Annotated in this window: 21 protein-coding genes, 2 other RNA genes and 1 pseudogene; 19 read left to right on the forward strand and 5 right to left on the reverse strand. The window is 26.4% G+C overall.

Annotated elements, in window-relative coordinates:
• Positions 1–119 precede the first annotated feature (119 nt).
• The 4 genes from I6H46_RS07715 to ssrA all read right to left on the reverse strand — a co-directional run bounded on the left by I6H46_RS07715 (position 120) and on the right by ssrA (position 2,421).
• Positions 120–758, reverse strand: a complete 639-nt coding sequence (locus I6H46_RS07715; protein ID WP_198482183.1) for an IS3 family transposase — start codon at positions 756–758, stop codon at positions 120–122.
• Between the two features lie 31 nt (positions 759–789).
• A complete protein-coding gene (locus tag I6H46_RS10335; protein WP_267907441.1) occupies positions 790–915 on the reverse strand; it encodes a hypothetical protein in 126 nt (41 codons plus the stop codon).
• Positions 916–1,162: 247 nt separating this feature from the next.
• Positions 1,163–1,564, reverse strand: a complete 402-nt coding sequence (locus tag I6H46_RS07725; protein WP_200225768.1) for a helix-turn-helix domain-containing protein — start codon at positions 1,562–1,564, stop codon at positions 1,163–1,165.
• A 500-nt stretch (positions 1,565–2,064) separates the two neighbouring features.
• Positions 2,065–2,421, reverse strand: a transfer-messenger RNA (tmRNA) gene (gene ssrA, locus I6H46_RS07730).
• Positions 2,422–2,575: 154 nt separating this feature from the next.
• Here ssrA and I6H46_RS07735 point away from each other — a divergent pair.
• From I6H46_RS07735 to I6H46_RS07775, 9 genes are all read left to right on the forward strand, one after another.
• Positions 2,576–3,709, forward strand: coding sequence for a glucose-1-phosphate adenylyltransferase (locus tag I6H46_RS07735; protein ID WP_019117737.1), 1,134 nt, complete (start codon positions 2,576–2,578; stop codon positions 3,707–3,709).
• Between the two features lies 1 nt (position 3,710).
• Positions 3,711–4,826, forward strand: coding sequence for a glucose-1-phosphate adenylyltransferase subunit GlgD (glgD, locus tag I6H46_RS07740; protein ID WP_004838726.1), 1,116 nt, complete (start codon positions 3,711–3,713; stop codon positions 4,824–4,826).
• A gap of 10 nt (positions 4,827–4,836) precedes the next feature.
• Positions 4,837–6,267, forward strand: coding sequence for a glycogen synthase GlgA (glgA, locus tag I6H46_RS07745; RefSeq protein WP_019117736.1), 1,431 nt, complete (start codon positions 4,837–4,839; stop codon positions 6,265–6,267).
• A gap of 1 nt (position 6,268) precedes the next feature.
• Positions 6,269–8,518, forward strand: coding sequence for a glycogen/starch/alpha-glucan phosphorylase (locus I6H46_RS07750; RefSeq protein ID WP_200225771.1), 2,250 nt, complete (start codon positions 6,269–6,271; stop codon positions 8,516–8,518).
• A 5-nt stretch (positions 8,519–8,523) separates the two neighbouring features.
• On the forward strand, positions 8,524–10,410 hold the full coding sequence (pulA, locus tag I6H46_RS07755) for a type I pullulanase (RefSeq protein WP_200225772.1): 1,887 nt from the start codon (positions 8,524–8,526) through the stop codon (positions 10,408–10,410).
• Positions 10,400–12,091: a phospho-sugar mutase gene (locus I6H46_RS07760; RefSeq protein WP_019117734.1), complete on the forward strand. Its 1,692-nt coding sequence runs from the start codon at positions 10,400–10,402 to the stop codon at positions 12,089–12,091. The genes pulA and I6H46_RS07760 overlap by 11 nt, the downstream gene beginning before the upstream one ends.
• A gap of 783 nt (positions 12,092–12,874) precedes the next feature.
• Entirely contained in the window at positions 12,875–13,378 is a 504-nt protein-coding gene (locus I6H46_RS07765; protein WP_004838732.1) for an FHA domain-containing protein, read from the forward strand.
• Positions 13,365–14,642: an FtsW/RodA/SpoVE family cell cycle protein gene (locus I6H46_RS07770; RefSeq protein WP_026074031.1), complete on the forward strand. Its 1,278-nt coding sequence runs from the start codon at positions 13,365–13,367 to the stop codon at positions 14,640–14,642. Before I6H46_RS07765 ends, I6H46_RS07770 begins: the two co-directional genes overlap by 14 nt.
• On the forward strand, positions 14,623–16,128 hold the full coding sequence (locus I6H46_RS07775) for a peptidoglycan D,D-transpeptidase FtsI family protein (RefSeq protein WP_019117732.1): 1,506 nt from the start codon (positions 14,623–14,625) through the stop codon (positions 16,126–16,128). The genes I6H46_RS07770 and I6H46_RS07775 overlap by 20 nt, the downstream gene beginning before the upstream one ends.
• Positions 16,129–16,208: 80 nt before the next feature.
• On the opposite strand, the gene I6H46_RS07780 is transcribed toward I6H46_RS07775, so the two are convergent.
• Positions 16,209–16,994, reverse strand: a complete 786-nt coding sequence (locus I6H46_RS07780; RefSeq protein WP_004838735.1) for an NAD(+)/NADH kinase — start codon at positions 16,992–16,994, stop codon at positions 16,209–16,211.
• 60 nt (positions 16,995–17,054) lie between these two features.
• On the opposite strand from I6H46_RS07780, the gene I6H46_RS07785 reads away from it, so the two are divergent.
• The 10 genes and pseudogenes from I6H46_RS07785 to I6H46_RS10135 form a co-directional block, all read left to right on the forward strand.
• On the forward strand, positions 17,055–17,915 hold the full coding sequence (locus I6H46_RS07785; protein WP_019117731.1) for an RluA family pseudouridine synthase: 861 nt from the start codon (positions 17,055–17,057) through the stop codon (positions 17,913–17,915).
• A gap of 33 nt (positions 17,916–17,948) precedes the next feature.
• Positions 17,949–18,117: non-coding RNA, 6S RNA (gene ssrS, locus I6H46_RS07790), on the forward strand.
• An 83-nt stretch (positions 18,118–18,200) separates the two neighbouring features.
• Positions 18,201–18,776 (forward strand): YtxH domain-containing protein, encoded by a 576-nt coding sequence (locus tag I6H46_RS07795; protein WP_004838737.1) that lies wholly within the window; start codon positions 18,201–18,203, stop codon positions 18,774–18,776.
• 10 nt (positions 18,777–18,786) lie between these two features.
• Entirely contained in the window at positions 18,787–19,230 is a 444-nt protein-coding gene (locus I6H46_RS07800; protein ID WP_004838738.1) for a hypothetical protein, read from the forward strand.
• Positions 19,231–19,279: 49 nt separating this feature from the next.
• The gene (locus I6H46_RS07805) at positions 19,280–20,290 is read left to right on the forward strand and encodes a LacI family DNA-binding transcriptional regulator (RefSeq protein ID WP_019117730.1); all 1,011 of its coding nucleotides are present in this window, start codon (positions 19,280–19,282) and stop codon (positions 20,288–20,290) included.
• A 52-nt stretch (positions 20,291–20,342) separates the two neighbouring features.
• Positions 20,343–20,603 (forward strand): HPr family phosphocarrier protein, encoded by a 261-nt coding sequence (locus I6H46_RS07810; RefSeq protein WP_004838740.1) that lies wholly within the window; start codon positions 20,343–20,345, stop codon positions 20,601–20,603.
• A 59-nt stretch (positions 20,604–20,662) separates the two neighbouring features.
• A complete protein-coding gene (ptsP, locus tag I6H46_RS07815) occupies positions 20,663–22,372 on the forward strand; it encodes a phosphoenolpyruvate--protein phosphotransferase (protein WP_200225774.1) in 1,710 nt (569 codons plus the stop codon).
• Positions 22,372–23,292, forward strand: a complete 921-nt coding sequence (locus tag I6H46_RS07820; RefSeq protein ID WP_004838742.1) for a hypothetical protein — start codon at positions 22,372–22,374, stop codon at positions 23,290–23,292. Before ptsP ends, I6H46_RS07820 begins: the two co-directional genes overlap by 1 nt.
• A 136-nt stretch (positions 23,293–23,428) precedes the next feature.
• Positions 23,429–24,280 carry a YitT family protein gene (locus I6H46_RS07825; RefSeq protein ID WP_019117726.1) on the forward strand — a complete coding sequence of 284 codons (852 nt, stop codon included), beginning with the start codon at positions 23,429–23,431 and terminating at the stop codon, positions 24,278–24,280.
• A 60-nt stretch (positions 24,281–24,340) separates the two neighbouring features.
• Positions 24,341–24,400 (forward strand): annotated as a pseudogene (locus I6H46_RS10135) (hypothetical protein); the annotation flags it as partial.
• Positions 24,401–24,487: the final 87 nt, after the last annotated feature.

Genomic DNA, 24,487 nt, shown 5'->3' on the forward strand with positions numbered 1-24,487 from the left:
TTTGAAATAGATAAAACTATTTTAAGGTGACCCCATAAAGTTGGACCTAATACCAGAGTTAGGACTAAACTAGCTCTGGTATTTCTTTTTCCTTTCCTACCCCTAGGGGTAGGAAATTTTCATGCTGCATTCTTCTTTCTATATTCTACTGGCGATAAGTATCCTAATTTTTCTTTTATTCTTTCTTCGTTATAATATTTTATGAAAGCTTCGATTGTTTGTTTTAAGTGCTCATATGAATAGAATTTATTTCCGTAATATATTTCTTGTTTTAATATTCCAAAGAAGTTTTCCATTGGCGAGTTATCTAAGCAGTTGCCTTTTCTGGACATGGATTGGATTATACTATTTGATTCTAGTTTTGATGTGTATTGTTTTACTTGGTATGCCCAGCCTTGATCTGAGTGGAATATTCTTTCTTCTTTTGCTTTGTTAGTTATTTCTATAGCTTTATCTAAGGCTTTTATGATTGGTTCTATTGTTGGGTGTTTTGATATTTCATAGCTTAGTATTTCACTGTTGTACATATCTAGGTATGGGTTTAAATAGAGTTTCTTTATTTGATAGGTTCCTGATTTATCTTTTTCTAAATACTTAAATTCTGTTGTGTCTGTTGTTATTTGTGTGTATGGTTTTTCTACTTTAAAGTTTCTCTTTATTTTATTATCAGCTATTTTTCCAATAGTCCCTTTGTAGGATGAGTATTTTCTAGATTTTCTTGAATAACTTTTTACTTGTAGTTTTAACTTTTGTATCAGCCTTTGTACTTTCTTTTATTTGTTGTTAGTCCTAATCTTTTAACATGGCTGTTATTCTTCTGTAGCCATAGTTTGGATTGTCTTTTCTTATCTTAAGTATTTTCTTTTCTATTTCTATATCTTTATTCGGTCTATTTAAGTGTTTTTGCCAATACATGTATGTTGATTTTGAAATATTAAAGTATTTTAACAAGTCTTTTAGTTTGTATTTGTTTCTTAAGAGCTTGATTGTTTCAGTAATTGTCTTATTTCTGCTTCTGTCATTTGAGACAATTCTATCTTTTTTTATTGCATCATTTTCTAATTTAAGCCAATAGTTTTTTTCTTCTAATTTCTTTATTTTTCTTTTAATTGTGCTTGTGTTAATGATTCGTTTTCTATATTAGTTATGTTTGCTGATGATTCTATTTTTGTGGCTTTTGATTTATTTGGGATTTTGGCATTTTTGAAGGTCTTCCTCTCTTTTTAGATTTCAGTCCTTCTATGCCTTTTTCTCTAAAGTCTATTACCCATCTTGCTATTATTGATGGGTTGTTTATCTTTAATTCATTTGCTAGGCTTTGATAGGACATTTCTCCTGTTAAGTACAAGTTTACTACATTTAACTTGAATTCCAAAGTGTATTGTGTATTTTTTCTCTTTACTTTTAGTCCTTCATTGCCTTGCGACTTGTATGCATTTACCCATCTTTTTACTATTTCTTGATGAGAAAGTTTATATTTTTCAGCTAATTTTTTAAAGCTTATATTTCCTTTTAAATATTCATTTACTATTTTTGTTTTGAATTCTTTGCTATATTTTGCCATTAAAAAAACTGACCTCCTTTAGTTAGTTTTTTGGTCTAACTTTTGGGGGTCAGTTCATTTTACACATCATCTTTTTTTATTATATTTTAGTCTGTATTTATTATAGATTTGTGATTTTAAAATGTAAGATTAATTATAAATAAATTTAATTATCGTGAGTATTAAAATTTTACTCACGATTTTTAATTTGGAGATAATGACGCAAAAAAATATTAGCTTACTAAAATTAAAAAATATTTTGATTATTTGACTTTAATAAATAATAGAGATACTAACTCACTCCCCCACAAATGCGGAAGGTGGAAAGTACCTCTAATATTAATAATATACTATAAATTCATAAAAAAGTTAACAAAGCACAGGGCGCAACCCAAAGAAAATTCTATTAGGGGGTCACGTATGTGCTTTGTTATTGTAAATAATATAATATAAAATTCAAATTAAATCAATATTTTATTATGAAAAAATAAAACCTTGAAAATCAAGGCTTTAAATATTTATGGTGGAGATGACGGGATTTGAACCCGTGTCCGCACGAGTCTTAATAAAAGCATCTACAAGTTTAGTAAGTATTTGATTTTCATCTAGCACTTATCTACTTACAAATAACTTACTAGACTAGCTTCATGGATACTAAATATACTCAAAGCTTTGTATATTAGTTGCCACATAAAATTATGAAACAAATAAAAACTACTGTGGCTTAATTTTTATTTGCTGCTTGCCTAAATTAGGCAGCTAATGCGAATTGTCTTTCGCTATTATTGTTTGCATTTATATTTAATTTTCAATTTTACGAATTGATAAACGACTTGCAGCTTAAATCTTAACAAGCACGTCGAAACCAAAACATCCCCTTATAATTAACATTTATATTATACTAAAAATTATTTTTATGTCAAAATCTTAATTTTTTATAAAATTATTTATAGTAAATTAAATTATTATTTTTTGGGTATTATTATATTAAGTCATTCAGATTTTTTTAATCATGAAGTAATAGGAGGATTTATGAGAAATAATAATAAAATTGCAGCTATGCTTCTTGCTGGTGGTCAAGGATCTAGATTAAAGGCTCTTACTAAAGAAATGGCAAAACCTGTAGTTCCTTTTGGTGGAAAATATAAAATTATAGATTTTGCTTTGTCAAATGCAACTAATTCAGAAATTAGAGATATTGGTGTTTTAACTCAATATAAACCTCAATTATTAAATAAGCACTTGGGTATTGGTGCAGCATGGGATTATGATAGAAATTTTGGTGGTTTAAGAATTTTAACTCCTTACTACACAGAAGAAGGTGGAAGATGGTTTGAAGGTACTGCTGGAGCAATTTTTGTAAATATTAATTATCTTGATAGTATTGACCCAGAATATGTTTTGATTTTATCTGGAGATCATATTTACAAAATGGATTATACAAAACTTCTTTCTGAACATATGCAAAAAGGTGCTGATGCGACTATTGCAGTTATGGAAGTTGATTGGGATGAGGCATCTAGATTTGGTATTATGAATACTGATGATGAGGGAAGAATTGTTGAGTTTGAAGAAAAACCTGAAAATCCTAAATCAAATCTTGCTTCAATGGGAATTTATATTTTTAATTGGAAAGTTTTAAGAGCTGCTTTGATTGAAGATCATAATAATTCTGAATCTACAAATGATTTTGGTCATGATATTATTCCTTACTTACTAAATAATAATAGAGATTTATTTGTTTATAAATTTGATGGATATTGGAAGGATGTAGGAACTGTAAAATCTTATTGGCAAGCTAATCTTGATTTAATTGATCCTGAAAACCCTCTAAATATTCAAGATGATTCTTGGAAAATATATACAACTGCATTAAATTTGCCTCCTCATAGAGTTGGTAAAAATGGTGTATTAAATGATGCGCTAATAAATGAAGGATGTATTATAGATGGAGAGGTTAATAATTCTGTATTGTTTTCAAATGTAAAAATTGAAAAAAATGCTTGTGTAAATAATTGTGTAATATTATCAGGGGTTACTATAAAAGAAGGTGTAAAAGTATATAATTCTGTAATTACTGAAAATATGGAAATCAGTGAAAATATTGGAGATAAAAATTCTACATCAGTTTATCTTGTAAGTGAAGATGGGATAGAGGAGGAATAAGATGCAAAATATACTTGCTTTAATTTATAGTTCAGAATTTGATGAAAAAAATTATGATACACTTTGTAAATATAGACCTGATTATATGCTACCTTTTGGTTGTAGGTATAGGGTTATAGATTTTACTTTATCTAATATAACAAATCACAATATATCAAGTGTTATTTTATATGGTGGAGAACCTCTAAGATCAACTCTTGATCATGTAGGAGATGGAAGAAATTGGGAATTAAATAGAAGAAGCGGTGGTTTGATGATTAATCCGCCAGTATATTTAAGGTCAAGACTTGCTAATGAAATAGAAACCTACTACAACACGATGAAACATTTTATGAGAAATAAACGTGAGTATGTTTATATTACAAATCCAATGTATATTTCTAAGGTAAATATTTCAGATGCTTATGAAAAAATGCAAGATGAAAATTTGGATGCTTTAATTTTTACTCAAAAAAAGAATGATGAGTATGGATATTATTTGAATAGAAGAATTATTAATACTGACGAAAATGAAAATCCAGTTAGTGTTGGAATTAATCTTGGACTTGAAGAAGAAATAAATTTATTTACAGGTTCAATATTGATTAAAAAAGATATTTTTATGGATCTTCTTAGATATTCAATTGAAAAAAATAATGCTACAAATGTACTTGATGCTTTATTCAAATATCCAAAGAAAAAATCAATTGGTCTTTATAAATCAAAAGAAAGTTTGAGTGTTATTATGGATACTTTGACATACTTTGAAGCTAGTTTTAATTTGTTAGATAGGGACTTTTTTGATGAAATTTTCTATGAACAAGGAATGGTTTATACAAAAAGCAAAGACGAGCCTTCAACTGAATATTTAAAAGGTTCTAAAGTAAGAAATTCTTTGGTAGCAAATGGAGCAATAATAGAAGGAGAAATTGAAAATTCTATTATTTTTAGAGGAGTTACAGTTAAAAAAGGTGCAGTAATCAAAAATTCAATTATTTTCCAAAATTCTGAGATAGGCGAAGGTGCAATTTTAAATCACGTTATAACTGATAAAGACACAAAAGTTTTTGAAGATGTTAAACTATTTGGAAACAGAACCCATCCTTACTTAACAGATAAGGGAGAACACATTAACTAAGGGGTGTAAGATGAAAGTATTATTTTTAACAAGTGAAGCTGATCCTTTTATAAAAACAGGAGGTCTTGCAGATGTAGCAGGTTCTTTGCCAAAAGAACTTGCAAAAAAAGGTATCGATATAAGAGTTGTTATGCCTTTGTATTCAAGTATTGATGATATTTATAGAAAAAAGATGAAAAAAATAAAAGATTTTTATGTAGATCTTGATTGGAAACATCAATACGCTGGAATTTTTAGCCTAAAATGGGAAGGCGTTACATTTTATTTTATAGATAATCTTGAATATTTTGACAGACCAAACGCATACGGCTATGACGATGATGCTGAAAGATTTATATTTTTCTCAAAAGCTGCTACCTTATTAGGAAAAGAAATTGATTTTAAACCAGATATAATTCATGCTAATGATTGGCACACAGCTTTGGTAAATATTTATGTAAATGATTTTAGAAAAGGCGATCACTATTTTGATGATATAAGAACTTTATTTACTATTCATAATTTAAAATACCAAGGAGTTTTTGATTCGGGATATTTAACCTTAACAGGACTTGATGGTTATTATTTTAATGAACATGATTTAAAATATTTTGATGCCATTAATTTTATGAAAGGCGGAATTGTTCATTCAACAGCTTTTAATACTGTAAGTGAAAATTATGCCCAAGAAATCAAATATCCATTTTATGGGGAAGGTCTTGATGGAATAATTAGAGAATATCAAAACAAGCTTTCAGGAATTGTAAATGGAATAGATTATGATTTGTGGAATCCAAAAACTGATAAAAATATTTTCAAAAATTATGATATAAAATCTTTGGAAAATAAAATAGAAAATAAGATGAAATTACAAGAAGAATATGGACTCCCAGTTAATAAAGATGTGCCAATGATTGCAATTTGTTCAAGGCTTACATCAATGAAAGGATTTGATCTTGTAAGATATATATTGGATGAATTATTACAAGAAGATATTCAATTGGTTGTATTGGGCACAGGAGATTATACTTACGAAGAAATGTTTAAGTATTTTGAGTGGAAATATCCTGACAAGGTTGCTGCAAGAATTTATTATGATGGAAAAGAAAGTCATAAATTATATGCGGCTAGCGATTTATATATGATGCCATCAATATCAGAGCCTTGTGGAATTAGTCAATTAATTGCTATGAGATACGGATCTTTACCAATTGTAAGAGAAGCTGGTGGTTTAAAAGATACAGTAAAACCTTACAATAAGTATACTGGAGAAGGAAGTGGATTCTCATTTGAAAATATAAATGCTCACGAATTACTTTTTGCAAGCAAAAATGCAATTGATTTATACAAAAATAATAGAGAGGCTTTTGATAAACTTGTAGTTAATGCAATGAAAGAGAAAAATGATTGGGAAGAATCTTCTAAAAAATATATAAAATTATACGAAGATATTAAGGCTTAGAATGGAAAAAAATAATAATAATTTTATCTTAAAAAGAATACAAAATTTTTTGTATTCTTTTTATGCTAAAGAAACAGATGATGCGAGATTAAGTGAAATTTATGATGGGCTTGTAAAAGCTTTGATGCAAGATATAGGAAAAAATTGGACAAAGTCAAAAAAAATTTTTAAAAATAAAGAAGTTTACTTACTATCTTTTGAATATAATCCAGGAAAATTTATTGAAAGCGCTATTGAATCCTTAGACTATACTGATGAAGTTAATAAGTGTCTTGATAGTTTAAATATTTCTATGGAAGATTTGGTTAATTATGAAAAAGAAGCAAGTCTTGGAAATAGCGATATAGGTATTGGCTCTTGGTATTTGATGAAAGAATTAAGTAAAAATAAAATAAAATCAATGGCCTATGCTTTAAGATATGAAAGCGGAGGGATGAAACAGGAAATAAGAGAAGGTAGGCAATTTGTAAATCCTAACGAGTGGTTATATAGGGGAAATAAATGGGAACATAAAAAAGATTTCTCTTATATTTTAAATATTCAAGATAAAGAAGTCAAAGCTGTTGCTTATGATATGCCAATTTTTAATAATGAAAATAATTTTGTTAATAGTTTAAGATTATGGAAATCTGAATCTATAAATAAAATAGATTACTTAAATTTAAAAAGTGGAGATTTAAAAAGTGCTTACGACGATTATATAAACAACAATTCTCTTACTCAATTTTTGTACTTAGATAATTCGACCTATGAAGGAAAAATTTTTAGGCTAAAACAAGAATATTTTTATTGTGTATCTTCTATTCAAGATATTTTTAGAAGATATTTTAAAAGGAATTTTGAAATAAAAAATATTAAAAATAAGATCAAAATTGTCCTTGCAGACATACATCCTTCCTTAGCAATAGTAGAATTTATTAGAAGTTTGCACCAAGGTTATAATTTAGAAATCGAAGAATGTGTAGATATTTCTAGAAAAGTTTTCGATCATATTGGATTTTTGGTTACTCCAGATTCTAGGGAGAGCTATGATATTTCTATGATAAAATCAATTGATGAATCTTTTTTTGATATAGTTATAAAATTAAATGACTATGCAAAAATAAATTTCAACTTACCAATAATTGAAAATAACCAATTGCAATATGATAGGTTAAATTATTTTTTTGCTGAAAAATATTTTTATTTGTCTAAAACAATTGTTGAAAACTATAAGGATAGGTCAGATAATTTTTCACATTTAAATTTTGGGATTGATAGGTATTTGTACGCAAAATCAAACAATAAAAATTTAAAAAAATTGCTTGAAAATTATAATATTAATATTAGTGATAAAAATAGCATAGAAAAATTGGAAAAATTAAAAAATAATATGGATTTTTATGATGAAGTTGAAGATGTTAAATACAAAAATAAACTTCAATTAATTGATTATTTTAAAATAAATGAAACTGAGCCTATAAATCCATATTCTATATTTGATATGCAACTTACTATGTTTCATGAGGCAAAAAGACAACTTCTTAGTGCAATATGTATAGCAAGCATGTATTATAAGTTGAAAGATAATTCAAATATTTTAATTCCACCAACAACTTATATATTTTCTGGAAAAGCCAGTGATGGATATTTTATGGCAAAAGAGATAATAAAATTCATTTTGGCATTAAAATATATGTTGGATAAGGACAAGCTAATCAAAGAAAAATTAAAAATAATTTTTATTGAAGATTTAAATGTTGAAAAACTTAGGAAAATTTATCCTGCTTGTGATATTTACAGCAATTTAACTCTTCCTTTATACGATAATCAAAGTTTTCATATGCTAAATTCTATTTTTAATTTTTCAAATATTATTTCAGCAAAGGGTGGAATACTTACAAATATTCAAAAAGAAAATAAAATTTATACTTTTGCAGATGACTACAAAAAAATCGAAAATATTAAAGAAGAAAATTCATATAATGCTCGCGAATTCTATTATAAAAATGATATAATCAAAACAACGATTGATAACTTAATCAATGAAGATTATAGTAATTTGCCTTATAATTTTAAAAATATATATGATTATTTAATTTCATATAATGATTCATTTTTTATTTTCAAAGATCATGAACAACTATTGGAAAAAAGACTTGAAATGGGCATGGATTACCTAGATAAGAAAAAATGGATTGATAAGGAAATTGATAATATTTTGTGGGCGAATGAATTTAATCTTGATAAAAATTTTGAAAAATTGAAATAGGAAATATGACATATAATTACGAAGAAATTAAGGATATAAAATTAGGGGCAACATATACAAAAAAATATACAGAATTTAGAGTTTTTGCTCCAAATAGAAAAAAAATAGATTTATTAATAACAGATGATTATAGAAAAATAAGAAAAGAAAAATTTTCTATGGTCAAAACAAAATTTGATATATTTTATTGTAAAATTGATAAAGATTTGGATGGATTTTTTTACTCATATTTGGTTGAGGATAAATACGAAGTAACAGATCCTTACTCAAAGGCGTCATCTATCAATAGCTTGATGTCAGCTGTAGTTGATTTTGAAAAGACAAATCCAAAAAACTTTAAAAAATTTGCCCCGAAAATTTGTGAAAATAAGGCAATAATTTATGAATTGAATGTAAAAGATTATACTGCAAATAAAAATTCAAATGTAAAATACAGGGGAAAATTTCTTGGTCTTTGTGAAGAAAATACAAAATTTAAAGGACATACAACCGGATTAAGCCATTTAAAAGAAATGAATGTGACTCACATACAACTTTTACCAGTTTATGATTTTATTTCCACTTTCGAAGAAAATGAGAAATTTTTTGATGATGATAATTACAATTGGGGCTATGATCCAGAATTGTATTTTAATGTAGAAGGTTCTTATGCTACAAATCCATACAAAATAAAAAGAAGAATCTATGAATTTAAAGAAATGGTAAATAAAATTCACGAAAATGGAATGAATGTTGTTATGGACGTTGTATATAATCATACATTTAAAACCATAGATTCAAATTTGGAAATTTTAGCACCAAATTATTATCATAGAAAAAATCAAGATGGATATTTTTCTAATGGTTCGGGAGTTGGAAATGAGCTTTCAAGTGAAAAAGCTTTTGTAAGAAAATTGATTATAGATTCCTTGAAACATTGGGTAAATGAATATGATATTGATGGATTTAGATTTGATTTGATGGCTTTGATTGATATTGACACAATAAAAATTGCAATAAAAGAATTGAAAAAAATAAAACCCTACATAATTATTTATGGAGAGCCTTGGATGGGAGGAGAATCAGTCTTACCTATTGAAAAACAAATTCTTATAGGAAGTCAAAAATCCAATGGCTTTGCAGTTTTTAATGATAGATTTAGAAATGCAATTAGGGGAGATAATGATGGATATTCAAAAGGATTTATCCAAGGAAATTTTACATTAAAAAATGAAATTGAAATAGGAATTAGCGGAAGTATTAATTTTGATGAAAAAAGAATTGGAGTTGCAGATGATGCAAGCGAAGTTATAAATTATTTTGCATGTCATGATAATCTCATTTATTACGATAAGTTAAAAATTTCTTTAACAAATCATGAAAATATTGATTCTATATCAAGACTTGGATTTGCAATTTTGTTTTTATCATTTGGCAAGCCATTTATATATGAAGGAACTGAATTTAATAATTCAAAATCAAATAACAGCAATTCATATAATTCGAGCCTTGATATAAATGGAATAAATTGGCAAGATAAAATTGATAATTTGGAAACTTTTACTTATGTAAAAGAGCTTATTGAATTGAGAAAAAAATTAGAAGTTTTTGACTTATATAAAAGCGAAGATATAAAAAAAGTTTTAACTTTTGTTGATGGACTAGAAGATTTCTTGATAGCTTATAAAATAAATTTTGAAAATAAAAAAAATTATTTAGTATTTAATGCTTTAAAAAATGATTATGAACTTGATGATATAACAAGAAATAAAATATTTAATGAGCAAAGAGAACTTGTTAAAATATTTGATAAAAAGGGTAAAATTAATAAAAGATTAAATGTTTCTGATATAAAAAAAATCAGTAAATATTCTGTAAACGTATATGTAGGAGGAAAATATTATGGATTATAAAAAAGTTTATGAATCTTGGTTAAATAATGAATTTTTTGACCAAGACACAAGAGATGAATTAAAAAATATTGAAAATGATGAGAATGAAATTGAAGATAGATTTTATCAAGAGTTGGCATTTGGAACTGCAGGACTAAGAGGGAAATTAGGTGCTGGAACAAATAGAATGAACCAATATACAGTTGCCAAAGCAAGCCAAGCCTTTGCTGATACAATATCAGATATGGGCGAAGACGCAAAAAAAAGAGGAGTTACAATTTGTTATGACGTTAGACACAAATCTGATGAATTTTCAAAAATAACAGCTGAAGTCTTTGCCGCAAACGGAATTAAAGTAAATATTTTCAAAGAAATTCAACCAACACCAGTTTGTTCATACGCTATAAGAAAATTAAAATCTATAGCTGGAGTAATGGTAACAGCAAGCCACAATCCAAGAGAATATAATGGATACAAGGCTTATGGTTCTGATGGAAGTCAAATTCTTGAAGATATTGCAGTACAAATTCAAAATTATATGAAAGAATATGATGATTATTCAAAAATAAAAAGAATTGATTTTGACAAGGCAATGGATGAAGGATTAATTTCATGGATAGACGATTCATTAATAGAAGATTATGTAAAAGAAGTTTTGGCTTGTACAATTAACGATGACGTAGACAAGAAAGTAAAAATTGTTTACACTCCATTAAATGGTTGTGGAAATAAATTGGTAAGAAGAATACTTAAGGAAAGAGGATTTGAAAATATTTATATAGTAAAAGAACAAGAAAATCCAGATCCTGATTTTACAACAGTAGGTTATCCAAATCCAGAAGATCCAAAAGCATTTAAATTATCAGAAAAATTAGGAGAAGAAAAAGAAGCAGATTTGTTGCTTGCAACAGATCCAGACTCAGATAGATGTGCAGTTGAAGTTAAAGATGAAAAAGGAAACTATCAATTTTTAACAGGAAATCAAATTGGATCATTGCTTACAAATTATATTTTGACAGCTCTAGATGAAAATAATGAATTGCCAGAAGATGGAGCAGTTGTAAAAACTATTGTATCTACAGATTTAATTAAACCAATTGCAAAAAGCTATGGGGTTGAAGTCTATGAAGTTTTGACAGGATTTAAAAATATTTATGAAGTAGCAAATGAATTCGAAAGAAAAGGCAAAGGCGAATTTATTTTTGGATTTGAAGAAAGTATAGGATATAATTACAAAACATTTGTCAGAGATAAGGATGCGGTAAATTCTGCTATGCTTATTAGCGAAATGACAGCTTATTATAAAGATAAAGGTAAAACTTTGTTAGATGTATTGGATGATATATATGAAAAATTTGGATATTATTCAAACGAAGTTCAATCAATAGTTCTTGAAGGACTTGATGGAGCAAATAAAATTAAAAGAATAATGGAAACAATAAGAAACAATCCAATTGAAGAAGTAATAGGACTTAAAGTTAAAAACATAGTTGATTACTTAAATGATGATACAGGGTTGTCAAAATCAAATGTATTAAAATATTATCTAGAAGATGATTCATGGTTTGTATTAAGACCATCAGGAACAGAGCCAAAAATTAAATTATACCTAAATGTAATAGAAAAAAGTAAAAAAGAATCAGAAATTAAAAAAGATAAATTGAAAGATGAAGTAAATAAAATAATTGATAAAATTGACTAAAAATTAAGTGCCAAGAAAAACCACTTGGCACTTAATTTTTATTTAAATTAATTGCATATATATAAATATTAATATTGAAACAGATTTTATTTATTAATATATCTGCCTATATTAGTATCATCAACTCTTTTGTCTAACATATAATCAATAGAATCATAAATTTCATGACATATATCTTCTTCCCATGTATAAAATTTATTACAAAATAACTACCATTCTCCATTTCTAATTTTATAAAATACTTTTTAAATAAAATAAGTCTACAAAGAAAATATACGGATATAAAAATAATATAGCATTATTGAGCTTGATAAAAGCAAAAAAGAATAGAAGTAATAATAATATATGACGTTTATTACTTTTATAATGCATAATATAGGCATCGTATATTCTATCAACTCTGATTTTCCATAGGAATTATTATTTCCAAATAATTTAGTATCATTATAATATATTACATCTTCATATACTTGAATATGTCTTTGTGCAGAAAATGGTAATGGTAAACTTTCAAAATTAAATTCTCTTATGATATTATTATGCTCAGAACTCATTATTTATCTCCTTATATAATTTATTGTATTAAATTTTCATTATTTAAATATTTCAATTTTATTATTTCATTATAATATATATATATATATTGTCAAAAATTATCGTGGGTTTAAACTTGATTTCAACATAAATTTATCTAAGGCTTTTATATTAGATATTTTTAATAAGGATATTTTAAAGAATTTTAAATTTCTGATAAAATAAGTAAACAGGAAGTAAGGAGGTTTTATGGATCAATTTTTTAACTTTATAGATAAAGTATTTTCTATTCAAGTTTTTGGAAATTTAACTTTATATCAATTATTATCAACAATTTTAAAATATGTATTTGTTGTTATTGTTTTGTACTTTATCTATTCAATTATTAGAATAATATATTATGATGTTAGATATGCTATTAAAAAAGAGCAAATATCTGATACGTATTTACAATTCATAAATCAAAATCAAGAACACAAATTTAAAGTACAAGAATATTATTATATTGGAGACAATAATACTATTGGAAGAGATGATAAAAATACTATTTGTATAAAAGACAAATTTTTATCAAGTTTTCATGCGAGAATTATTTTAGACCAAGGTATTTATTTTTTGGAAGATATGAACTCTTCTAATGGAACTTTTTTAAATGATGAAAGAATTAATGAAGCGATAGAATTAAAAAACAAGGATATTATTAAATTTGGAGAACTTAAATTCTTATTTATAAACGGTGATGAAGATGATTAAAAATGAAAATATAAATATCACCAGGCAAAGACAATATAAAAATTCTGCTTTATTTCTTTTATTTGTATTTGAATTTTTAAGTTTAAGTTTGTCAATGATTTACAATGCTAAACATTTACAAAGCAGAGATTTCTATTCCTATTTAACAATACTAATTACAACAATACTATCTACAGTTTTGGCTAATAAATTTACAAGAAGCGATAGTATTTTATTACTTATAGTAAATATGTTGTTTTCAATTGGCGTTGCTATGATTTATAGACTAGATCCTACTTTAGGAAAAAAGCAATTGTTGTTTTATATAATTGGTGTGGTTGTATTTTTTATTACCTATTTTATATTGCCAAAAATAAAAAATTGGGATGATTATATTATTTTTTATTTCGTAATTTCTATAGTTTTATTTATGGCAACTTTGGTATTTGGTTTTGCATCTGGTGGTGCGAAAAACTGGATTGTAATTGGCCCTATTACCATACAACCATCAGAATTTATTAAAATTCCTTTTATATTTTTTGTGGCAAGCTTTTATACAAATTACAATAAATATAGAAAAAAAGCATTTGGTAAGTATTATTTGAATATTGGAATTTACTTTTTTATTTTGATGTTTTTTATTCAAAAAGAATTGGGAACAGCTTTAATTTTTTTTGGGACAATGATTTTGACACAATTTGTTTATGAAAGAGATAGAAAGCTTATTCTTTTGAACGTAATATTTACAATTTTGGGAGCTATACTTGCATATTTTTTATTTTCTCATATTAGAGTAAGGGTACAAACATGGCTTGATCCATGGTCTGTTATTGACGATAAGGGTTACCAAATTACTCAATCATTATTTGCTCTTGCAAGTGGTGGACTATTTGGAACAGGAATAGGCTTGGGTAGACCTGATTATATTCCAGTTGCAGAAAGTGATTTCATTTTTCCTGCAATTTGTGAAGAATATGGGATTTTTATGGGAATTGCAGTAGTTTTATTGTTCTTGATTTTAGTTTATAGGGCAATAAAAATTGCTCTTCAACAAGAAAATAAATTCTTTTCAATACTTGCTTTTGGTATAGGGGGGCTTTTTGCGCTTCAAACCTTGATAATTTTAGGTGGAGTTTTAAAACTTATTCCATTAACAGGTGTTACTCTTCCATTTATTTCTGCAGGAGGCTCCTCAATGGTATCAGGTTTTATTTTATTAGCCTGCCTACAATATTGTGGTCAAAAAATAGAAAATGGTGATGATAATGAAAAAGAAGAAAGATAAGCAAAAGCCATTTATTCAAAAAATCTTAGATATGGAAAAAAAACAAAGATTAAAAGACGAAGATAACAAACATATATTAGAAAAATCAACTATGAATAAAAGATTAATATATGTTATGATGCTTTTTATTCTTTTGTTTTTATCTATAGTTTTATATTTGGTATATTTTCAATTATTTAAAGCTCAAACTCTAGCTGATAACAGTCATAATAAAAGAAATTGGGTAAATGAAAATGTAATTAAAAGAGGAAATATTTACGATAGAAATGGAAATCTTTTAGTATATAATGAAAAAGATGAAAATGGAAATAATATAAGAGTTTATAAAAATGGAAAAATAAATTCGGCTTTTACTGGATATAATTCAATTAAGTATGGAAAAAGTGGTTTAGAAAAAACTTACAATAAAGAATTATTAGATATTTCAGACCAACCAACATCAAAAATAAGGGATATGGTAGAAAAATCTGGAATTGGAAATAATTTGAATCTAACGATTGACCAAACAATTCAAAAAATAGCTTATGAAAGCTTAGGCGATCATATTGGCTCTATTGTCGTTATGGATCCAAGAAATGGAGAAGTTTTGGCAATGGTTTCAAAACCATCTTATGATCCAAACAGTCTAGACCAAGATTGGGATATGTTAATTCAAAATACAAATGCACCTTTGCTTAATAGGTCCAGTCAAGGAATTTATAGACCTGGTTCTTCAATGAAGATTGTTACTGCTAATGCAATATTAGAAAGTAAATTAAATACTCATTATAACGATACAGGAAAAGTTAAAATTCAAGGATATGATATAGAAAATTATGGTGGATATTCTTACGGGAATTTAAATTTACGATCAGCGTTTTTAAATTCTGTTAATACTTATTTTGCATCAAAAACAGATGAATTAGGTAAAGATTTTTATAAACAAATAGCTGAAAAATATATGTTCAATAAGGATTATAAGTTCGATATAGAAAAAATAAATTCCAAAATTCCATTTGATGATTTAAATCAAGTTGATTTAGCTATGACAGGATTTGGATATGGTAAGACAGAAGTTACTCCGCTTCACATGGCAATGATTGCATCTACAATTGCTAATAATGGAAAAATGATGCAACCAAGACTTGTAAAAAATGTTGTAAACAAAGATGGAAAAATAATAAAAGAAAGTGAAAGTAAAGTTATATCAGATGTTACAAGTGTAGAAAATTCTAATTATATTAGAGATTTTATGGTTGATGTTGTAAATAGAGGAACGGGAACAAATGCATACACCAGAACTGTACAAATAGCAGGAAAAACTGGAACAGCTGATAAAAAAAACGGAGCAACAGATGCTTGGTTTGTTGGATTTGCTCCAGCTTATCAACCTAAATTAGCTTTTGCTATTGTTATTGAAGATTCTGATGATACGGCAGGAATTACAGCTGCTCCAATTGCAGGAGAGTTAATTACAAGTATTGTAAATAACGTCAATCTAAATTAAAATAATTAAAAAATGCTTTGGTATAAAAAAATATATCCAAAGCATTTTTATTGTGATTAAATAGTTATAATTAAAAAAATTTACAAAAGCTTATTTTTTATATTAGACCAATAATGGTTTTTATTTAAAATAAGCTTTTTTAGTTCCTTATTAGAAATTCTTGTGCTTATTTTAAAACTATTTGTCTTATATTCTTTGCCATCAAACAAAAAAACTGTGTGATAATTATCTCTTTTGCTTACGTTAATTTCGATTTCAGCATTTTTTGGCAAAATTATTGGTGCTTTTAATGACCTATTTAAACTTGAAAAAATAGGAGCGATTGGTGTAAGTTGAAAGCCCTCAAGAGATTGGTGCAAAATTGCACCGTTTGATGATAAGTTATAAGCTGTTGAACCATGAGGAGTAGATATTATTAGACCATCTCCTGAAAAATTTTCTATAAAATTTCCGTCAATGAAAAGTCTAAGCCTTACAATTTGATTTCTATTGCTTTTTACTACAACTTCATTTACAGCATTAATTTTATTATTACCAATATTTGATTCGAGAATTGCAAGTTTTTCCATATAATAATTTTTTTCAGATAATCTTCTTACAAAATCTTCAATATTGTCAGGATTTACTTCTTGATAGAAACCTAAGTGTCCTGTGTTTATACCTATAAAAGGAATTTGAGAAAATTTTGAAAGCTTTACAGCGTTTAAAAACGTTCCATCTCCTCCAATAACAAGGTTTAAGCAAGCGTTTGGATCATAGTTATTAGAAATTTCATATCCAAAATCTTTTAATATTGCTCTAGTTTTATTATAAATATTTTTAGTATATCTAGATTTATTTTTGAAAATATTAATCGTTTTATTCATTGTTACTTACCTTTCTTAAGATATAATTAATTATAACATAAAAAAATTTTTGAGGAAAAAATGAAATATATTGAATTTAAAACAGATAGAAAGATTAGTTTAAAAAAATTCTTGTTAGATAAGAATATTTCAAATAGGGCTTACAAAAAAATAATTAAAAATTCTATCTTGGTTAATGACAAAAAAATAGAAAAAAATATTAAATTAAATCCAGATGACAATATTAAAATAATTATTGAAGATGAAATTCTTAATTATGAGCCGATAAATAAAGAGCTTGAAATTTTATATGAAGATCAAGATATAATTGCTATAGACAAAGACGCAAATCTTACTGTAAATTCTAAAGGTCAAGAAAGTTTGGCAAATTATATTAGCTATTATTTTTTGAAAAATAATATAAAATCTCAAGTTAGATTTATAAATAGGCTAGATATGAATACATCAGGAATTATTTTGATTGCAAAAAATCCTTATGCCCAAGCATATTACCAAAAATTGATAGAAAATAATGATTTTAATAAAGAATATTTGGCGCTTGTAGAAGGGAATTTAGAAATAGATAAAACAATTTTTTTGAAGATAAATTATGATGAAAATAATAAAAAAATGAAAATAGCAGATGAAGGCTATGAAATAAAAACATATTTTAAAAATATAAAATTATACGATAAATTTTCCTTAATTTATTGCAAAATTTATACAGGCAAAACTCATCAAATTAGAATTTCCTTATCAAATTTAAATCATCCAATAATTGGAGATAAACTTTATGGTTCAAAATATAAATTGGATAGGTTTTTATTGCATTCATACAAGGTAAGTTTTATAAGATTTAGAGATGAAGAAAAAATAACGATATTATCACGACCAAATTTTGATAAATATTTAAATTCTAGCCTTTTAAGAGGCGATAGCTAATTTGCAATTATGCTTTTCATGATATATAATAAAGGTATTCCAAGGGGCAAGGTCCAAATTTAAACCTACAACATTTATAAGGGATTGCGGAGTTTTGACTTTGATGGCAAGCCTCCTTTGAGTGGAAGTCAGATATTTCAAACAGCAAACCCACCTTCACTTACGCGAAGGTATTAAATAATAGGGCCGCCTTGGATTTTTTTTATATTTTGTTGTTTTTATCCAATAGTGGGTATAAATTTATAAGAACAAAAATTTAAAAAATAATAAATAAGGAGAGTTAATATGAGTATAGCTGATTATATTGAAAGTAAAGCACAAAGAAAACAAAGAGAAATTAAATATGAAATTTGGAAAATGAAAAATCATGATAGCAGAATGAGAGCTCAAGGAGCTTTGGTTGGAGCTGTTGCAGGAGTTGCTGCTGGTTTATTACTTGCACCAAAATCTGGTAAAAATTTAAGAAAAGATATAGTTAATTCTGTTGATAACACAATTAATCAAGTTAAAGATACAACAAATGATTTTGTAGAAAGTGCTAAAGAATCATACGTTGATTTTAAAGATAGAGCATATACAGAACTACAACCAATTGAAGAAGGCTTTGAAGAAGGAAAAAAAGTAGTTAAAGATACTTATGAAAAAACAAAAGCAAATCTAAAAGATAATGCAAAAGATGTTAAAGAAGAAGCTGAAAAATTAAAAGAAGATGCTAAAGACGTTAAAGATGCTGCAAAAGAAGGCGCAAAAGAAGCTAAAAAAGACGTCAAAGAGGGCAAAGAAGAAGTTAAAGAAGTAGCAGAAGATACTAAAAAGAAAGCTGGAGAAGTAAGAAGAGCAGAAGATAAAAAAAATAAGTAAGGAGTAGATAATGGTTACCATAAATTTAAGATTAATAGGAGATATTATCTTAGTATTAGTAGGCATAATCGCTATTGTATTTCTTGCTATGTTTTTGAAAAAAGCATCAGGTTTGGTTCAATCTATTCAAAAAATTGTTGACAAAAATGAAGATAATTTAGATAATGTAATAAATAAACTACCAAACTTGGTTGATCAAGCAAATATTTTAGTAGAAAATGTAAATGGATTAGTTTCTGATCCTAACCTAAAAATGGCTATATCCAATGCAAATCTGGCTATTTCTAATGTAAGTGATATAACTGTAGATATAAAAGATACAGTGAACTATTTTGGAGAAAGCGTAATAGATACAACTGATACATTTGGAGAAGGAATTGCTTCAATAAATGATTATGCGTCATTAATTATGGATGTGTTTGATATAGTTAGAAGCGTAATATCAGGAAGATAGGCCATCATTTGATGGCCTTTATTATTGTTTAATAATGAAAGGAGCATATATGGCACAACCTACAATTAAAGATGTAGCAAAACTTGCAGGTGTATCAATTTCCACTGTATCGAGAGTAATGAATGATTCAAAACCTGTTAGTCCTGAAGCAAGAAAAAAAGTACTAGATGCAATTAACAAATTGGATTTTAAACCTAACGAACTAGCAAGAAGTTTGGTTATGAAAAAATCTAATCTAATTGGTGTAATAGTTGAAGATATTGGAATTGAATATATGGCTCAACTAATTAGAGGCGTTGAAGAAATTGGTCACTTGTATAAATACGATATAATTCTTTCAAGTACTTATGGAGATGATAATTCTCTAGAAAATGCGATAGACTTTTTGTCAACAAAACAAGTTGAAGGAATTGTAGTAATAAGTGAAGATATTTCTGCAGAAATTCTAGTTAAATTGAGAGATAATAAAATACCATTTTTATTATTAGATAAATTCCACGATTTCAAAAAAATAAACACTGTAAAAATAGATTATGAAAAAGAAGAATATGAATTAACAAAATACTTATATGAACAAGGGCATGAAAATATTGCTTACGTTACTTTAAAAGAACATAATTATTTAACTGATATAAAAATCAAAGGATATGAAAAATTTGTTAATGAAAATAATTTAAAATCTATTATTATAGAAGCTGATGGAAAAAATAGTGATGATGGGTATAATATTGGGGAAGAAGTTATATCTCAAGCTAAAAGTGAAAATGTAAGTGCTATAAGCTTTTATAACGATCAAACTGCAGTTGGATTTATTTCATATTGCTATGATAACAATATAAAAATTCCAGAAGATTATTCAGTAGCAGGATTTGGAAATTTTGAAATTTCTAGAGTATACAGACCAAAATTAACTACTGTTTCTATACCAAATTATGATATAGGAGCAATAGGAATAAGGGCTTTGATTAAAAGAATAAGAGGCGAAGAAGATATACTAGAAAATGATTGGGTTTTGGATGCTCAATTAATAGAAAGAGATAGTACAAAAAGCATTAGTTGAATGTAACTTATTTAAATGTTAAAATAATAATATAATAATTTAGGAGGCAATTATGGCAGAAAGAAAAATTGTTGTAACTAACGAAACAGGTCTTCACGCAAGACCAGCAGCATCTTTGGTTCAATTTGTAAAAAATTACCCAGGTGATGTAAAATTAGTTAAAGATGGAAAAGAAGCTAACGCAAAAAGCATTTTCAATGTTATGAGTCTTGGAATTTCAAAAGGTACAGAAATTGGTATCATAGTTGAAGGCGAAGACGAAGAAGCATTTGCAGATAAATTAACTGATTTTATAGATAACTTATCAGAATAATTAATTAAGGGGTACATCAAGTACCCCTATATTTTTATAATAGAAAGGAAATTTAAGATATGTCTAATAAACTAAAAGGTATTATAGCTTCAAATGGAGTTGCTATTGCAAAGCTTTTTCTATTTAGTAAAGAAGAATTAGTTATTGATAAGTCAAATATTAGTGATCAAGATAAAGATTTACACGATAAAAAAGTAGAAGATGCTATCAGTTCCTATTTCAACGACTTAGATTACAAAGAAAAAAATGAACAAAATGAAGAAGTTTTAAATATTGTTAGAGCACATAAGGAATTATTACAAGATCCTTATTTTGTAGATACAATCAAAGAAAAAATTCAAAATGAAAATAAAAATTCTGAGCTTGCTACAAATGAAACAGTTGAGCAAATGGTAATGGTTATGTCAGCTCTAGAAGATGAATATTTAAAAGAAAGAGCTGATGACTACAAAGATATAGGATTTCAAGTTCTTTGCAAAATTAAAAATGTTGTACCTAAAGATTTGTCAAAATTAGATGAAGAATGCATTATTATTTCTAAGGAACTTACACCTTCTGATACATCAAATATGGATAAGGAAAAAGTTTTAGGATTTGCAACAGACCTTGGAGGAAAAACTTCTCACGTTTCAATAATTGCACAAAATTTAGATATTCCAGCGCTTGTAGGTATGCAAGATGTTTCAAGTAATATTAAAGGCGAAGAGCTAGCAATAATTGATGGAAATCAAGGAATTTTAATTGTAGATCCTAGCGAAAAAGAAATAGAAGATTATAAAAATTTAATTGAAAAAGAAAAAGAAGAAAAACAAAGACTTGAAAAAGTTAAAAATCTAGAAGCTAAAACTTTGGATGGTAAAGTTTGTGAAGTTTCTGCAAATATTGGAAATATTGAAGATTTAAAAGTAGCAATTGAACATGGTTGCGATGGGGTTGGTTTATTTAGAACAGAATTTTTATATATGGAAAATGATCATTTCCCAACAGAAGAAGAACAATATGAAGTTTACAAAGAAGCTACACAAATGCTTGGAGAAAAACCTTTGGTTGTAAGAACTTTAGATATAGGTGGAGATAAGGGGCTTGATTATTATGATTTTCCAAAAGAAGAAAATCCATTCTTAGGTTACAGAGCAATTAGATTTTGCCTAGACCACCAAGATATTTTTAAAGACCAATTAAGAGCTTTACTAAGAGCATCAGCTTATGGAAATTTAAAAATAATGCTTCCTTTTGTAATTTCAACTGATGAAATAAAACAAACTAGACTAATACTTGAAGAATTGAAAAAAGACCTTGATAAAGAGGGAATTGCTTATAATAAAGACATAGATCTTGGAATTATGGTTGAAACATCAGCTTCAATTATTATGGCAGATAAATTAATAAAATATTCTGATTTCTTTTCAATAGGAACAAATGACCTTACCCAATACACCTTAGCTTGTGACAGAGGAAATGAAAATATTTCAGATATTTATAACAATTTTAATCCAGCAGTAATTAGATCTATTAAACATGTTATTGATGAAAGTCACAAAGCTGGAAAATGGACTGGAATGTGTGGACAATTTGCCTCAGATACAAAGGCAACAAAACTATTGTTAGGACTTGGATTAGACGAATTTTCAGGCTCAGCTTCAAAACTTCCAAAAGTTAAAGATATTATTTTAAATTCTAATTTTAAAGAAGAAGAAAAATTTGCCTTAACTATTTTAGATTTAGAAGATGTTAAAGATGTTGAGGAGTCAATAGAAAAACATAATTAATGGATAAAAAAATGAATGATAAATCTCTAGATATTATTAAAAGAACCAAATTTTTTACAGATAAAATTAAAAATATATCTTCAATCGAGGATATTTCATCTAATAAAATTAGAGTGATTTCAAATGAAAAATCTTATGTTTTGGGTTTGTATTCAATGGATGATTTTGATAAATTAAAAAAAGAAGAAATTATTAATAATTATCTAAAAAGTATAGATTTATTAGATACTTTGGATTTATTTGAAATAGGAATAATGCCAGATATTAACAAATCTTACAAAATATTTGAGTACAGGGATGAAATTTCCTTGGGAGATTATTTAGATAAGCTTAAAAAAGATGAAATATATAATATTGGTATAAAATTTGGTAAAATTCTAAAAAATATTCATATCAAAAAAATTGATGAGTATGATGGATTTGATTGGTATAAAAATGTAGATACAAAAGTCAATTTCTTACTTTATAGGCATGGGTTAAATAAGATTAATGATAATAACGATTATATTTTGATTGATTATTTGACCTCAAATAAATATATATGCAAAAATACTGCATTTAATTCTTTGTATCAAAATATTAGTGAAAAAAATATTAGGATATTTGATGATGGGGAAATTGATATTAGAGGCTTAAAAGAAATTAAAATTGGAGATGGAGTTAGTGATTTTGTAAATATAAATAAAATTGCTATAAAATATCCTGAATTTGCCAAAGGAGTTCTTGATTCTTATCATAACGATGAAGTGATTTCAAGAAAATTTTATAGGCTATTAAGTTTCTACCAAGTTTATTATATTCTAGAATCTTTGGTTGATATTAGAGATAAAAAAGAACCATATTTAAATGAGCAAGAAATTGAAGCGATTTTAAATATGTATGATAATTTTTCAGAAATCATTCCTACATGGGCAAAATAAATTTTATAAAGAGGCTAAGAAAGTAAATTTTTTTAGCCTTTTATTTTTTTGTAAATTAAAATCAAATTTTGATTTATTGTAGAAAATTAAAAAATATGATAAAATTTATATAAATATTTACAAAAGGAAAGAAAGTATGGCAAAAAATTTAATAAAATTTATTAATATTGGATTTAATTCAATATTATTAGCGTTCGGATTGTATTTTTTTTTAGTAAAACATAATATTGCACCAGGTGGTGTCACTGGAATTTCTTTAATTATGGCAAAACTTTTTAATTTTTTCACGGTTGGACAATGGTATTTAATTTTAAATATAATTTTATTTATTATGGCTTTTTTACTTATGGGAAAAGATTTTGGAAAAAAGACGGTCTTGTCTGCATCAATAATTTCCTTGGCTATAATGTTTTTTGAAAGATATTTTCCACAAACAATTTTAACTGATGATTTGATAATAAACGTATTCTTTGGTGCAGGTATTGTATCTTATTCTTTAAGTTGTATTTTTTTTAATGATGCATCTTCTGGAGGAACAGATATAATTGCTGCAATCATAAACAAATATTTTAATATTACAGTAGCAAAATCTTTATTTATGATTGACTCTCTTGTAGTTTTGATGGCAGTCAAAGAATTTGGTGTAGAAACTGCTTTGTATGCGGTTTTATCTGTTATTATTCAATCATTTGGTTTTAATTATTTCATACAAGGATTAGGAAGAAAAATTGCCATTACTGTTATTAGTGATTATAGTGATGAAATTAATAAAATGATTTTGGGTAAATATAGAAGAGGAGTAAGCCTTTACAAAGCAGAGGGAGGTTTTTCTCATAAAGAAAGAAATATAATACTAACTGTAGTTCCTTTTAGAAAATACATACCTATTAGAGATGATATATTAAAAATTGACAAAAATGCATTTGTTTTTACTCATGCTATATCAGAAGTATTAGGCGAAGGATTTACATATCAAGTTTTTGAATAAATGGGAGTGATTTAAATTAAAAATTTAAAAATAAAAAGATTTAATAAAAATAAGGCATACATACAAACAAAGTATGGCGATGCTATAATTGACAAAAATGAAGTAAAAAAATACAAACAAGGCGATGAAATAAAGACATATATTTATTTTGATAAGAATAATACTTTAAGAGCAAGCATAAATCTTGATATTGAAAGTGGAAAAATA

This window comes from Anaerococcus obesiensis, assembly GCF_016599815.1.
Classification (GTDB): domain Bacteria; phylum Bacillota; class Clostridia; order Tissierellales; family Peptoniphilaceae; genus Anaerococcus; species Anaerococcus vaginalis.

Bases quoted from the DNA above. Each gene is read 5' to 3' on its own strand.
- I6H46_RS10335 (WP_267907441.1), bottom strand. From the start codon at position 915: ATGTATTGGCAAAAACACTTAAATAGACCGAATAAAGATATAGAAATA.
- I6H46_RS07725 (WP_200225768.1), bottom strand. From the start codon at position 1,564: ATGGCAAAATATAGCAAAGAATTCAAAACAAAAATAGTAAATGAATAT.
- I6H46_RS07735 (WP_019117737.1), top strand. From the start codon at position 2,576: ATGAGAAATAATAATAAAATTGCAGCTATGCTTCTTGCTGGTGGTCAA.
- glgD (WP_004838726.1), top strand. From the start codon at position 3,711: ATGCAAAATATACTTGCTTTAATTTATAGTTCAGAATTTGATGAAAAA.
- glgA (WP_019117736.1), top strand. From the start codon at position 4,837: ATGAAAGTATTATTTTTAACAAGTGAAGCTGATCCTTTTATAAAAACA.
- I6H46_RS07750 (WP_200225771.1), top strand. From the start codon at position 6,269: ATGGAAAAAAATAATAATAATTTTATCTTAAAAAGAATACAAAATTTT.
- pulA (WP_200225772.1), top strand. From the start codon at position 8,524: ATGACATATAATTACGAAGAAATTAAGGATATAAAATTAGGGGCAACA.
- I6H46_RS07760 (WP_019117734.1), top strand. From the start codon at position 10,400: ATGGATTATAAAAAAGTTTATGAATCTTGGTTAAATAATGAATTTTTT.
- I6H46_RS07765 (WP_004838732.1), top strand. From the start codon at position 12,875: ATGGATCAATTTTTTAACTTTATAGATAAAGTATTTTCTATTCAAGTT.
- I6H46_RS07770 (WP_026074031.1), top strand. From the start codon at position 13,365: ATGAAGATGATTAAAAATGAAAATATAAATATCACCAGGCAAAGACAA.
- I6H46_RS07775 (WP_019117732.1), top strand. From the start codon at position 14,623: ATGAAAAAGAAGAAAGATAAGCAAAAGCCATTTATTCAAAAAATCTTA.
- I6H46_RS07780 (WP_004838735.1), bottom strand. From the start codon at position 16,994: ATGAATAAAACGATTAATATTTTCAAAAATAAATCTAGATATACTAAA.
- I6H46_RS07785 (WP_019117731.1), top strand. From the start codon at position 17,055: ATGAAATATATTGAATTTAAAACAGATAGAAAGATTAGTTTAAAAAAA.
- I6H46_RS07795 (WP_004838737.1), top strand. From the start codon at position 18,201: ATGAGTATAGCTGATTATATTGAAAGTAAAGCACAAAGAAAACAAAGA.
- I6H46_RS07800 (WP_004838738.1), top strand. From the start codon at position 18,787: ATGGTTACCATAAATTTAAGATTAATAGGAGATATTATCTTAGTATTA.
- I6H46_RS07805 (WP_019117730.1), top strand. From the start codon at position 19,280: ATGGCACAACCTACAATTAAAGATGTAGCAAAACTTGCAGGTGTATCA.
- I6H46_RS07810 (WP_004838740.1), top strand. From the start codon at position 20,343: ATGGCAGAAAGAAAAATTGTTGTAACTAACGAAACAGGTCTTCACGCA.
- ptsP (WP_200225774.1), top strand. From the start codon at position 20,663: ATGTCTAATAAACTAAAAGGTATTATAGCTTCAAATGGAGTTGCTATT.
- I6H46_RS07820 (WP_004838742.1), top strand. From the start codon at position 22,372: ATGGATAAAAAAATGAATGATAAATCTCTAGATATTATTAAAAGAACC.
- I6H46_RS07825 (WP_019117726.1), top strand. From the start codon at position 23,429: ATGGCAAAAAATTTAATAAAATTTATTAATATTGGATTTAATTCAATA.